The following is a 13,549-nucleotide window of genomic DNA, read 5'->3' as shown; positions in this document are numbered from 1 at the left end:
AATTATCCTTGTGATCCAGTAAATTGCTTTTTAATTGTGCGCCAGCAATCAGTGTAGTTAGTTTGGCGCTCTTTGCCCTCAAGAGCGTATTTAGTTGGGGATATGATATAACGTGATTCAAACATAAATGCCAGCGTATTATCATAACGTTGTGGCTCAAGCTGGGCATTAGAGGCTTTGTCGAACACGTCGGCTTCAGGTCCATGTGGCGACATACAATTGTGTAGACTCATACCCCCGGGAACAAAGCCATGCTCTTTAGCATCGTAAACGCCTTCTATTAAGCCCATAAATTCACTCATTATATTGCGATGAAAGTAAGGAGGGCGAAAGGTGTTTTCGGCCACCATCCAGCGTGGAGGAAAAATAGCAAAATCAATATTAGCCACGCCTTCAGTACCTGATGGCGATGTAAGTACGGTAAAAATAGAAGGATCTGGGTGATCAAAGCTCACTGTATTCATTACATTAAAACGTGCTAAGTCATATTTATACGGCGCACTGTTACCGGTCCACGCAACTACATCTAGAGGCGAGTGGCCGATATCACAACGAAACATGTTGCCGTTAAATTTAGCCACTAATTCAAACTTACCTTCTATATCTTCAAAAGCAGCAATTGGGTATTGAAAGTCACGATCGTTGGCAAAACCGTTAGAGCCGACCGGGCCACGCTCAGCTAATTCATACTGATGGCCATAGTTTTCACAAATATAACCGCGCGCAGTCGCTGTTAATAGTTGTACCTGAAACTTTATACCACGGGGAATAACCGCTATTTCGCCCGCTTTTATGGTTAAATTACCACACTCAGTTTTGAGCAATAATTCACCTTGCTGCGGTACAAACAACATTTCGCCATCGGCATTATAAAAATAACGTCCGTCCATCGATTTATTAGCAACATAAACATGAATAGCAATACCGGTTTGGCCATTTGCACTACCATTAGCGGCCATAGTAATTAAGCCATCAATAAAATCAGTTGGTTGCTGCGGAATATCGATAGGGTTCCAGCGCAGCATAGTTGGTGGAGTTACTACTTCGGTAATAGGCGCAGTGCGAATTAAGCCATTATCCATTGCGATATAATCGCCTTGAATAACAGAGGGGCGAATACGGTACAGCCAACTACGACGGTTTTGTGCACGCGGCGCAGTAAACGCGGTTGTACTAAATTGCTCTGCATATAAATCGTACTTTACTTTTTGCGGACTAAATTGTCCGATAGGCAATGCACCTGGCAAGGCTTCAGTTTCAAACTCATTGCCAAATCCTGTCATGTATTGTAATTCGCTGGTCATCACTCGACTCCTTATCGTTTTACTGTAAGATACTCTCAAGTGAGAGTAAATTCAAACATCATGCTTTTTGTCACTGTACATATTTATGAACACTTAAACATGATTGTAAATTAAGAGGACATAGCACAATGGCACTCGATTTAGAGACATTTTTACCTTATCGACTAGCAAATTTAGCCAGTAAAATGAGTGAGGAGTTTGCGCCCGTGTATCAACAACAAAGTGATTTAACTATTCCTCAGTGGCGCATTTTATTTAATTTAGCCCAGTTTGGGCAAAGCCATGCAAAAGCACTGTGTGTGCAAGCAGCAATGGATAAATCCACTGTATCACGGGCAATAAAAGCGCTGAACGATAAGCACTATGTGGTGAGTTTAGTTAACCCAGATGACAAGCGCGCTAGCTTATTAGCGTTGAGTGGGCAAGGGTGGCGCTTGTATCAGCAGTTAGCACCAGCAGCTTTAGCGTGGGAAAAGAATCTATTGGGTATTTTAACTCAAGCTGAGTATCAAACTTTACTTAGTTGTTTAGATAAGTTAACTAGTAAATTAGATGAATAAAACAAAAAGCCCATCAAAAGATGGGCTTTAAAATTACTTTAATTTGTTAAGTTACCTTAGCAAATTAGAAAGTGTAACGAACACCGATACGCATTTCCCAAAGTGAGGCATCACGTTGTACATAAGTACCAACATTGCCTGAGTTGAAACTTTCGTAAACGTAACGACCTTGATCATCACGAGATGTTTTTACAACCGGGTTACCCACAAAGTTTCCTTTTTCAAGTTTACCCCAATCATCGTTTAGGAGGTTGGTTAAATTATCAATAACAAAGTAGGCTTCACCTTTATGACCTTCCATAAAACCTGGTAGCTCTTGAGTTACTTTGAAGTCGAATTTAATAAACCAAGGCGCGTATTCACTATTACGACCAGTGATACTACCGCGTTTTAAATTTTCATCATTAACAAAGGCATTGAATGCATCAATATCAAAGTCATCTCCATAAACTACATTTGGATCATTGACTAGTGGGACATAAAGTAATTGACGGTTTTTATCAGCAAATGACGGTGACCATAAATTATCTGAGTCAGCAAAGGTATAGCTATATGGCATACCTTTTGATGCTTGGCCAAATAAATTGAAGCGTGTTGCATAGCCATCAAAGAACTCATGCGCGTAACCTAGTTTCAGAGTAAAGCGATGTGGTACTTCATAATCTGATGTTGCGATACCTGGATTGTTAGGATTTACAGTTGCTAAGTTATGATAATTTGAATCCGCTACTGAACTGGTCATTGGATTGATATCTTTAGCATCGGTATATGAATACGCAAGCGTAAAGTCAATACCATTTTCATAACGTTTGCTAAGTGCCGTTGAAAGTACCAATGCATCGCCACCATTATCAGCATTGGTTAGCATAAACTCACCATTACGACCTTCAGGTGCTGTGTAGATTGGGCGTCCATCTACTGGCTCATAGCCATTTTGCGCTACCCCTAAATCAGTTAGTACTGCGGCATCATTTTTACGTGAATAAAGCGCATCAGCAGAAATAACATAATCGTTATCAGTAGTAAATGTAGCACCTAAGGCATATTTCCATTCTGAAGGCATTTTAAAGTTTGGATCAATTACATTTGCAATACTATCACCTAAACGAATGTTAGTATTGGCAACTTCATCGAACATTTCTTGTGGTACATCGTAACCTGGCGTACCACCATCAAAATTAGTCATTGCAGTATTAAATAGATCAACATTATTACGGCGAGTATAGATATTTGTTACACCATCATTTGAGTAAGCATTAGATACCCACACATTTGGATTACCACCAGTGTATAAGCCAACCCCTGCACGCACTTCTAAGGCATCAGTGGCATACCAATTAAAGCCTACACGAGGTTGGATAAGATCCATACCGTCTAAGTTTTGTTGGTTTGAAAACCCGTAACGATTAGTAAAGTTTTCGTTAAAGTTTGGTACATCACTGCTGTCATAACGGTCATAGCGCAAACCAAAAGTTAAACTGGCATCAATGTTGTCGAAGTTATATTCATCTTGCAAATACAAAGTGTGTTGTTTATAAGAAAATTCTGCTGCAGCATCAGCAGGATTATTAGTACCAGCAGCATTATTATATTCAATTCGTGAAGCTAAACCATTTTCAAAATCTTCAATTGAATTAAAGCGAAACTCACCTTGTGTGTGTTGTACAAACATATTAAATACATTTAACTTCTCATATTCATAGCCAGCACTAATTGTATGTTTATCAAGATAGTACTTACCAGCTAATTTAAATGTAGTTGTGTCATATTTCAGCTTATTGGAATGACGAGAATCATCTGGGCCTATGTAAACCGTTGCACCACCTGCAGTCTTAACTTGAAATTCACCAAAACCTGATGCTGCATCAAGTGATTGTACGCGTGCATCTACTTCAGATTTTCCAAAACGAAGCTCGGTTGAAAAATCATCGTTCCAATCCGAATAAAGAGAACTAACAAAAGAGGTAAACTTGGCGCCTTGTTCATAATAATGGCTATCTAATGATAAACGACTTGACCCAGTGTCTGATTGAGAAATAGTAAAAGCATCATTGTAGTTATAAATGAAATTTGCACGATGGTTATCATTTATAGTCCAGTCAAGTTTAACTAAGATTTTTTCATCTTCAACTGGCATGCTGCCAAGCATAGTACCTGCGTTGTAGTTATATTTTTCTTGGGCAATACGTTGAATATTCGCAATATCGCCTGCTGTAACACTTGGATCATCACCTTGGGCTGCGCCATAGTTGAATTGTGCGATGCCTTCTTGCTTTTCATAAGTTCCGAAGAAAAATAGCTGATCTTTAATTAGTGGTAAACCTAAGTTAAAACCATAACGTTTATCAGTATAGTTACCATTATCGGCTTTCACACCTTCAACTTTATCACCTTTATAACTGTCGCTGGTGAAATCAAAGAACACACCACCGTGCAGCTCGTTAGTACCAGATTTGGTTACAGCATTAATATTACACGCGGTGAAACCGCCGTATTGTACATCAAATGGGGCAAGCTCAACGGCAACTTGATCGATTGAATCAAATGAGAAAGGAGCGCCGATAGTCGGATAACCGTTTGAGCTTAAACCGAAGTTATCGTTCATGCGGATGCCGTCAACTGTTAAGCTATTATAGCGAGGATTATTACCACCACACTGAATTGCACCACGGCTTTCATCAACGTAGACACGTGGATCCGCGCGAACAATATCTCTCAGATCACGGTTAATAGCAGGGGCATTTTCAAGGTCTTCTAGTGTAAATGTTGAAGATGGTCCTGTACCACCGGACATTGCACTAATAGGGCGACCAGTAACAACAATTTGTTCAATATTTGAAGCCGGCTTTAGTTGTACGCTAACTGGATAATCAGAGCCTAGAGTTAGGAAAATATTTTCAACGAGTTGATCTTCATATTTATCTGAGTCAACTATAATGTTGTATGGTCCGCCAACACGAAGGCCGCTAGCACTAAAATAGCCAGCATCATTCACGTAAGTTACCTTAGAAGAGCCGGAAGGTACGTGAATAATAGTTACTTCAGTACCTGTAGCAGGGTTACCGTTAGGGCCAACAATTTGACCTTTGACACCCGATGCAGTTGTATTTGCTACTGCAGCGCCACTTACACCAACACAGGCTGCGATAGCGAGTGATAGTGCTGTTTTGCGAAGTTGAATTTTCATTTTGTTTTCCCATGTGGTTTATTAAACTTTTTATATTTATAAAGTATTTGCACTAAACAAACGAACCAAATTCATGCAGTACTAAATCTATACATATTATACTTTAGTTTATGTTTACAAATAAGCTACAAGTGTAATGTTTTTTATGTTTATAGATTAATGCTACGGATTATTAATGTTAATAATGAAATGTTCGTGTTGTAAAAGAGAGTAGATACTATTTATGACAGATAGATGAAAAAAGGGAGTTTAAATGAAAAAACCCATTACAAAGTTGTAATGGGTTTAACTAATATAAAACGTAATGTTTTATTAGGTATTAAAACTTATAGCTCACACCAATTTTAGCTTGCCATGCAGATGATGACGTAGAAATTTGGCTATAATTGCGTACATCAGCACCGTTATGACGATTGTTGATAATGTATCGGCCTTCATCATCTATTCCAGCTAGGTCATATACAGCTTGATCAGAGTAACCTAAACGCTTTTCAACACCCCAGTCGCTATTAAGTAAGTTAGCAAAGTTATCAATCATAAAGTAAACCTCACCTTTATGGCCTTCAGCAAAACCTGGGATCTCTTGTTTAACACTAATATCCATAGTAGTAACCCAAGGTTGAGTTCCTGTATTACGGTTTAGAATTTGGCCACGCTCAGAAATACCAGCACGGTTAAGTAGCGTTTCAAGTTCGCTCCACGACAAACCAGATTCATCCCAGTTTACATTTGCATCATCAGCACCCGTTGGGATGTATGCAAGGTAAGCCGAGTTTGAATAAAAGTCACGTGTATCGCCTAAATCATCTTTTTCATAAAGACCCATTGTATAGCTAAATGGGCGGCCAGAGCGACGCTCAAAGTACATATTAAACTTGGTTTGGTAGCCAGAAAAAAGCTCAGTATTATAGCTCACATTAACCTTAAAGCTATGCTCCACTTCGTAAGCACCACGCTGTGCTAAATCAACATTACGGCTTTGTGTTATTGTATGTTTATAATTACTTTGTGCTTGTGATGATGAACCACCTGAAGCTTCTGTAATATCTTGATGTGCATAACTGGTAGATATGTATAGGCCGTTATCCCATTCTTTAGCAAGAGCGGTAGAGAAGATTACCGAGCGCCCATCTTCAGCTGAGTTGGTCATTGCTATATCAAAGTTATCTTTTAAGTCACCTTCGTAGATACCTTCATAAATAATACGATCGCCATCAGCGGTTGTTCCAACAGGCTTGATTGCAGTGTTATGCCATACAGCCTCATTTTCTTTTTTATGGTAAGCAATTTCTGCTTGCCATTTAAAGCCATTACCTAAAAATTCTGAGTCAAATTCATAATCAAAACCAACTTGCGCACGGATGCTTGAAGGTAATTTAAAGTTAGGATCAATATAGTTAGTGCTACCCGCACCTTGTACTAATGAACCTTTTATTTCGTCTGGAACTTGAGTGATATCAACAGGGTTATTTGCGTAGTAACCATCAATTACGCTTTGTGGTGCGTCAACAAAAGTAAGACCGTCTTTTTGGAATGAGTTGTTATACCAAACGTTAGGAATACCGCCTTGGAAACGACCTACGCCACCATTGATAGTAAGAGCCTCTGTTGCATAATATTTGAAACCAACACGAGGTAAAATAATATCTACACCATCAAGGTTTTCTTGGTTAGTAAAACCATAGGTTTCTAAAAACTTTTCATTCAATGTTGGTTTATCGTCAGATGCCAAACGCTCATAACGTACACCCGCAGTTACTTCTAAATCATCAGTAGCATAAAACGTATCTTCTACGTAAAGAGCAAACTGACTGCGCGTTGCATCGTAAGCAGTATCTGCTGAGTTGTTGGTATAGGCATTACTGTAAGTAAAGTCATGTTTACCTTTGTAATTACCTACTTCGCGGTTTTCGAAACCAGCAAAGTTATCAAACTCCCATGAGCCTAAAGAGTTGGCTGCAAATAAATTATATAAATTTAAAGATTCATACTTAGCACCAAACTTAATTTGATGTTCGTCTAATAAGTATGTGCCATCAAAAGTTAGTGTTAAATTTTCAGTCGCTGCTTTATTAGCATGACGGTATTCATCAGTACCAAACTGATAAGCTGGTCCACGGAAATATTCTTCAACTTTAACACTACCAATTTTAGAATTAGTGATGCTGTCAGATGTTACATCTTTATAAGCAATACCAATTTCAGTAGAGAAGTCTTCATTCCAATCTGAGTAAAGCTTGGTAGCAAAGTTGTTGAATTTAGTCGCGTAAGTGTAACGATTTGAAGCAAGTGAAACGGTACTGCCACCAGTACCAAAATTACGCTCGTCTTTATCGTCTTGCCATTGATAAGTAAAGTCCAAACGATGGTCATCGTTGATGTTCCAGCTTAACTTAACTAATAATGACTCATTGGTGTCTTTAGGGTCGCCACCAAGAGAATCTTGCATACCATACACGTTATCTAATATAGATAAGAATTGATCAAAGCTTTCTTTAGTTACATCGTATTCATTAGCAGCACCAGAGCCTTCAAAACCATAGTCTAAATCTAACTCGCTCTTCCATGCATTGTAGTTTACAAAGTAAAAAAGCTTATCCTCTAGTATTGGTCCGCCAAAGTTAAAGCCGTAACGCGCTTCAGTTTGGATTGGCTTTACTTGTTCAGTAACAAATGTTCTGTGGCCATCTTCATCTAAAGCTGGTCTGCCATTTGCGTATACTTGTGAAATACTGTCTACATCACCCGCCATATCTGGGGTTGATGTTTCGTAAAAACCAGAGAACTTAAACTCGTTAGTACCTGACTTTGTTACTGCATTTATAGTACCGCCACCAAAGTTGCCTTTAGCTGCTGAAAAAGGAGATACGTCTACAGAAATTTGTTCAATTGCATCAAGTGCAACAGGTGGTTGCGAAGTAGGGTAACCGCCGAAGCTCAAGCCAAAATCGTCGTTTTGACCAATACCATCAACAGTTAAGCTATTACTACGTGGATTATTACCAGCAAAGGTTAGCTCTCCATTACCGTTAATATTTGCAAGTGGATTTAAGCGAGCAATATCTTTAATATCGCGGTTAAAACTTGGCATGTTTTGAATTGTATCTTCGCCAAAAGAGCTGCTAGAACCACCTGATTGTTGTACTATTTTATAGCCAGAAACTTCAATTTTTTCCATGTTTAATGGTCTAAGCTGAGAGTTTAAGCGATAAGTATCACCTAATTCTAGGTAGATGTTTTCAAGCGTAGTGTCGTTAAAAGTATCAGAGTCGATTATTACTGTATATGGACCCCCAACACGTAAACCATTAGCTATAAAAGTACCACTTGAATTGGTTGTAAGTTCACTTACAGTTCCAGTAGGACCATGAATAACTTTAATTTTTACATTTGCAGCACTTTCACCAGATGGAGTAGTGATTTTACCGCGCATTGCAGATGACGTGTCAGCAGCCATAGCACTTGCAGAAACACCAAGAGCTAAAATAATTGCTCCGGTTAATTTCGAAAGGCGAAGTTTATTCATTATGTTGTTTTCCCGTATTAAAAGTTACTTAGTTAGTTGTTTTTTCGCTAGTTTGCATCTTAAGTGCACTGACTAACGGTGTTGCTGATTCATCAAATAAACTATTTAATAAACCGGCGAGTCTTATTCCGCCTTGTTGCAGCCGAGTTTTAATTATTGGCATATGGTCGAAAATGTAGCTGTAGCTAATATTTGTTTCATTTTTATTATAAATTGATTCTGCTAAGTTGTTTGATTCTACTAACCAACTAGTAGGGGTACTGGTTAGGTACTCACTAATTAAAGTTTGATTATTAGTATTGATAAAGTCAGCAAATTCAGTGTATGAGAGGTTTTCGCCTTCAATTAACTTACTGTCCCACAAACTGTGTAGGTTGGTTTCTTGACCAAAGTGCTTCACTTTAATATTGTTACCACCACGGTCATCTGCACGCCCAGCATGAAAAGGCTGATGGCTGTCGCCTACCAGATGCACTAAAAAGCGTAAGCTAAACTGCTTAGCATCTAATGAACTTTGCTCGTCTTGAAGTACTTTAATTGAGTAATGAATACCTTCAAGAATGTTGGTAACAGATTCTTTATTTTTTGTATGAGAATGATTGAGTGAAATAGGTTTGTTTGCAGATGTATTAATATAATGCCAGCGTGATGATTTTCTTTGCCAAAACTCACCAGGAGCAGAGCGCATTTCATCTGGCCAAGTAGACACTTGTGCTAAAGATTCATTATTTAATAACGGCAAAAGTTTTGTTTTTGTTGTCTCACTTAAGTGAGACTCTGCAATTTTAGCTATGATCCTGTGTCCATTTTGACCCCATGCATGAGCATTAGTACAAACAAGTACAGCGCTGACGACCAGCGTTGCTTTAACTGAGGACATTAAGTTGTTACGCATTTGGTTTCCTTCAAATTATTATAGGGTCAAAATCACTAATCCGGTCAATTGTCCTTGTTTATTTAGAGGATAGGAAGGCGTTAAGAATATTCATATTAACTTGTAGGTAAATTAATTAAATCAGATGCTTATAGTTAATAGGTAAAATTACTTATTGCAATAAGTAATTAAAATTGTTCAAATAGGCTAATAATAATATTAGGATGTTTTGTTTGAACATTAAATGCGTCATTTACAATAAAATACTGTTAATTGTATTTTTATATTTGTTAATTGTTTTGGTGTGGGTGTGTGGTCAACTAAGTGTTGATAGCAGTGAGTTACGCTTTGTAAAATTAATAGAAACATCAATTGAATGCCAAACATCTGCAATTAAAAATGAAAACCAGTTAATCATTTTTGCACCATCAAAAAAAATAGCAGGTACATTAGCACATAGCTTGTGTACCGATGAGGTGGTAGCTAAGCAGTACGGTTCGGTTGTAAGTTACTGGCGCTATAACACGACTGAGAGCTTTGAATTTGTAGGAAAAGGCATTGCCGATCTCATTTTAACTAAAAACAATATTATGGATGCATTTAAAGCCGAGACTACCTATAACTACCAGCCTGTAGTTGGGTTTTCTGATTACACTGCATTTTTTATTTCGGCTAAAGAAAAACCTAAAATAACAAAAGAATACTTTTTGGGTAAGCGCATTGGATTATTAGATTATCCAACCAGTCGCTCAGGGCATATATTGCCCAAGCAAATATTTAAAGAGTTGGATATTAATCTCGAAAACTTAAATATTGTTTATGCTAGCTCTCACGATGCCTTACGTGATTTATTGGCTAACGGAAAAGTAGATATTATAGCTTCGTTTTGGCAAGAAAGTGATGCAAAACGCTTTTCAAAAAACTATATTACACCGCTAAAAAATAATATTGCAGGCACGCGTTGGTATTTAAAAATGCCACATAATAATACCGATCTATTATGCTCGGTACAGGCGCATTTATTAGCCATGTCGCAAGAGCAATCTCTTCATTACTATAAAGGTGCGCAGTCATTTTGGCAGTGTGATAATGACGTTGTAACTTATAAGCGAGATGAAATATGAGTAAGCAGTTATTTTCATTTATTACGCTATTCATTTTTTTATTACTTTGTAGCGTATTTTATTACTCAGTAAGCTATAAACAACAGCAAGTGCAAAAGCTTAATATAGCCACGATAGAAAAGCAGGTAGCGCTGGACTTACCTTTACTCGAGCTATCTAATGAACTGCTTAAGTACTCCAGTAATATAGATAATATAAATAGTTATTTAGAGCAGTTAAATTCGCAACTAATCGGCACTAATTTGTTATTGTTAAATATTGTCGCTGATAAAAAGCTATCAACCACATTAACCGGAGCGCAGTTTTTTACGCGTTTAACGACTAGTATTGGCCCTGTTTTTTTAGTTTTTGATATAAAACCACAGCCATGGCCGTGGCGTTATATTTATTATTATGTCGCTATTTTTATGTTAAGTGCTTTTGTTAGCCACTGGCTGAAAACGGTTATTACAATAGAGCAAAAAAGTAAGCAGTTAGCTACGCTGCAGCCTGAACCTGTTGAGGAAAGTAAATCACCCGTGTTAGTTATTAATCTAAATACTAAAACGGTGTCAGTTAATATTAATCCGCAATACCAAGTATGTTTAGCAAATAAACCACTTAGTTTTTATTTAGCGCTTATTGAATTTTGTAACAGTAATAGCGATGTTGTGCTCAGCCATAATAAAGATGTGCCTGATGAGCTAATTGAATTAGCTAATAAATATTTTTATCGATTAGTAGAGCTGGGACACACGATCCGCAAGCGCCCTAACTTTAATAATAGCCTTGAAAAAACATTGAGCGAAATACGCGCGGCGTTAGATGAAGTGTTGAGTGAATACCCGCAACAAAAAGAAATTTTTTATCCGCCTAAGGCATTTGGAGAGGGTTCTCGTTCGCGGCTACACAGTTACGGGTTAGTTAATATTGTTAAAGGCGATTTAGAAATAGTAGGTAAGTAATATTAGGGTCTGTTTATCTTTCAAGGTTGAATTTGCAGCAGTATGTTTGGTATTTAGGCAAGGCAGAGCCTATGTGATGTGGTTATTCCCCATAAATAGGCGATAACGTAGCATCAATGCCAAACATGCGCTGCCCGAAGGGTTCTGCCTAGGGGCGATTGACTCTTTGTTGCCTACATGGATGTAGGTAAGGGGCGTGAGCAGGACGCGGAAGCTTTGCTTGGTTTTTTTACTTATTCTTACATGAATGTAAGCCAGTAGAATAATGCAGGAGCAGTTATCGAGCCCACTAGGTTGTAAACCTCACGCCGTGATTAAATCGCCCCTAGTTTGAACAAATTTTAATCCGCAAAGGTCAACAGACCCTCGTTCCTACTATCTCCAAAATATAGATTATTTAGGGGCAAACTGGGCCGCATCTATTGGGCTGTGCTCTGCAAAAAAACGCTTCAATGCGTTAGAGTCTGTTTCATCAGTAACTACAAAACCTTTTGCTGTGGTTAGTGCAGGGTAGCCATCACCACCTGAGGCGTTAAAGTTATTAATGCTCATACGGTAAGTTTTACTTTTATCTAATGCTTGCCCATTTATTAATACCTTTACTAAGGTGTTGTTTTTATGCTCAAACGATAATTTGTGGTACTGCATGTAAGCGCCTGAATCAGGCGGGAAACGCGTTACAACTTCTAAATATTGCCATAAATCTTCTCCTGCAATATCGATATAAGCCACTCGATTTTGAAACGGTTGGGCTTTTAAAATATCTTTATAACTTACTTCGCCTGCAGCAATACTGTCGCGTACACCGCCGCCACTCATAATACCAAAGTCAGCATCGGTACTGTTCATTTGCGCTTGAATAATAACGCGAGCTAAATTTGTTTGTTGGTAGCGTACTTTATTACGATCGCCCTCAAGTCTGGCATTTACATAACCAATTTTACCTTCAATTTGTTTAGCGCCTTTTTCCTGATACTCGGCTAAAAATGCGTTTAACTGTGGGTTAGGTGTAATGTACTCGTTAGCTAATACACTCGACGTTGTGCCATCCGGGTGTTGTTTATCAACATATAAATTAACGGGTAGCAGTTTATAATTTAAGAGGGTTAGCTGGCCATTTTCAAGCTTAAACTCGGCTTTACCAACATATTTACCCCATTCGTGGGCTTGCATTATCCAAGTGCCATTTTGTTGATCGGGCGTGCAGGCTAGGCCGGGTTTAAAGTTATCGTCATTTACGTTTTTAGCCGCCATACATACAGGCTCTTGAGAGTGACCACCGATGATCATATCTAAGGTGTTAGTTGGCAGTGAGCGCGCAAGTGTTACATCTCCAGGCGCATTAATTGCGTGGCTGGCATCCACATAATGCCCCATATGAGTGAGCGCAATAGTAATGTCGGGGTTATATTGTGCTTTAATTTTTTGTGCTAATTGTGCCGTGATTTCGATTGGATCTTTAAACTCTAATTGGCGAATATATTCGGGATTACCTATTTTGGCTGTATCAGTGGTGGTTAAACCTATAACAGCAATACTCAGCCCATTTTTATTAAATACTTTATAGCTATCAAATACATTTTTACCGGTCGATTTTTCAAATATATTTGCCGATAAAAAAGGAAAGTTAGCCCATTGCTGTTGCTTTTTAAGCACGCTCATCGGGTTATCAAATTCATGATTTCCAAGGGCCATCGCATCATAACCAATTAACGACATACCTTTAAAGTCAGGCTCAGCGTATTGTAAATCTGACTCTGGAATGCCGGTATTTATATCGCCACCTGAGAGCAGCAGTACTGTATGCCCCTGCGCGATTGCTTTATTGCGTAGCGAGTCAATCAGGGTTTTACGGGCAGCCATGCCATACTCACCTTTTTCATTGTGCCAAAAGCGACCATGATTATCGTTAGTATGCAGTACGGTTAAATATTGTGGGGTGGGGCTAGTGAGTGTAGTACTACACCCAAGTACACTAAAAGCAATGACAAACAAAAAAATTATGCGCATAAAACACCTATTGATTAAAA

Annotated in this window: 8 protein-coding genes; 3 read left to right on the top strand and 5 right to left on the bottom strand. The window is 38.4% G+C overall.

Annotated features, from left to right (window positions below; all coding sequences use genetic code 11):
* Positions 1–2: 2 nt before the first annotated feature.
* A complete protein-coding gene (gene hmgA, locus RB215_RS16505) occupies positions 3–1,304 on the bottom strand; it encodes a homogentisate 1,2-dioxygenase (protein WP_309217190.1) in 1,302 nt (433 codons plus the stop codon).
* Positions 1,305–1,432: 128 nt separating this feature from the next.
* Here hmgA and RB215_RS16500 point away from each other — a divergent pair, with 128 nt between their 5' ends.
* Complete coding sequence (locus tag RB215_RS16500) at positions 1,433–1,864, top strand: MarR family winged helix-turn-helix transcriptional regulator (RefSeq protein WP_086995704.1); 432 nt, start codon at positions 1,433–1,435, stop codon at positions 1,862–1,864.
* Positions 1,865–1,928: 64 nt separating this feature from the next.
* Here RB215_RS16500 and RB215_RS16495 read toward each other — a convergent pair whose 3' ends face one another.
* The 3 genes from RB215_RS16495 to RB215_RS16485 form a co-directional block, all read right to left on the bottom strand.
* Positions 1,929–5,051, bottom strand: a complete 3,123-nt coding sequence (locus RB215_RS16495; protein WP_309217189.1) for a TonB-dependent receptor — start codon at positions 5,049–5,051, stop codon at positions 1,929–1,931.
* A gap of 319 nt (positions 5,052–5,370) precedes the next feature.
* Positions 5,371–8,577: a TonB-dependent receptor domain-containing protein gene (locus tag RB215_RS16490; protein ID WP_309217188.1), complete on the bottom strand. Its 3,207-nt coding sequence runs from the start codon at positions 8,575–8,577 to the stop codon at positions 5,371–5,373.
* 28 nt (positions 8,578–8,605) lie between these two features.
* Positions 8,606–9,472, bottom strand: a complete 867-nt coding sequence (locus tag RB215_RS16485) for a S1/P1 nuclease (protein WP_011329971.1) — start codon at positions 9,470–9,472, stop codon at positions 8,606–8,608.
* A gap of 212 nt (positions 9,473–9,684) precedes the next feature.
* On the opposite strand from RB215_RS16485, the gene RB215_RS16480 reads away from it, so the two are divergent.
* Both RB215_RS16480 and RB215_RS16475 read left to right on the top strand, forming a co-directional pair.
* Complete coding sequence (locus RB215_RS16480) at positions 9,685–10,575, top strand: PhnD/SsuA/transferrin family substrate-binding protein (protein WP_011329972.1); 891 nt, start codon at positions 9,685–9,687, stop codon at positions 10,573–10,575.
* The gene (locus RB215_RS16475; protein WP_011329973.1) at positions 10,572–11,519 is read left to right on the top strand and encodes a hypothetical protein; all 948 of its coding nucleotides are present in this window, start codon (positions 10,572–10,574) and stop codon (positions 11,517–11,519) included. The genes RB215_RS16480 and RB215_RS16475 overlap by 4 nt, the downstream gene beginning before the upstream one ends.
* A 393-nt stretch (positions 11,520–11,912) precedes the next feature.
* Here RB215_RS16475 and ushA read toward each other — a convergent pair whose 3' ends face one another.
* Positions 11,913–13,529, bottom strand: a complete 1,617-nt coding sequence (ushA, locus tag RB215_RS16470) for a bifunctional UDP-sugar hydrolase/5'-nucleotidase UshA (RefSeq protein ID WP_309217186.1) — start codon at positions 13,527–13,529, stop codon at positions 11,913–11,915.
* Positions 13,530–13,549 lie beyond the last annotated feature (20 nt).

Source organism: Pseudoalteromonas sp. HL-AS2 (genome assembly GCF_031198805.1).
Classification (GTDB): domain Bacteria; phylum Pseudomonadota; class Gammaproteobacteria; order Enterobacterales; family Alteromonadaceae; genus Pseudoalteromonas; species Pseudoalteromonas nigrifaciens.
The sequence above is the reverse complement of the archived record's forward strand: the minus strand, read 5'-3'. Positions and strand labels throughout refer to the sequence as shown.

Excerpts from the sequence above, each read along its gene's own strand:
- ushA (WP_309217186.1), bottom strand. The coding sequence starts at position 13,529 with ATGCGCATAATTTTTTTGTTTGTCATTGCTTTTAGTGTACTTGGGTGT.
- RB215_RS16490 (WP_309217188.1), bottom strand. The coding sequence starts at position 8,577 with ATGAATAAACTTCGCCTTTCGAAATTAACCGGAGCAATTATTTTAGCT.
- hmgA (WP_309217190.1), bottom strand. The coding sequence starts at position 1,304 with ATGACCAGCGAATTACAATACATGACAGGATTTGGCAATGAGTTTGAA.
- RB215_RS16500 (WP_086995704.1), top strand. The coding sequence starts at position 1,433 with ATGGCACTCGATTTAGAGACATTTTTACCTTATCGACTAGCAAATTTA.
- RB215_RS16485 (WP_011329971.1), bottom strand. The coding sequence starts at position 9,472 with ATGCGTAACAACTTAATGTCCTCAGTTAAAGCAACGCTGGTCGTCAGC.
- RB215_RS16475 (WP_011329973.1), top strand. The coding sequence starts at position 10,572 with ATGAGTAAGCAGTTATTTTCATTTATTACGCTATTCATTTTTTTATTA.
- RB215_RS16495 (WP_309217189.1), bottom strand. The coding sequence starts at position 5,051 with ATGAAAATTCAACTTCGCAAAACAGCACTATCACTCGCTATCGCAGCC.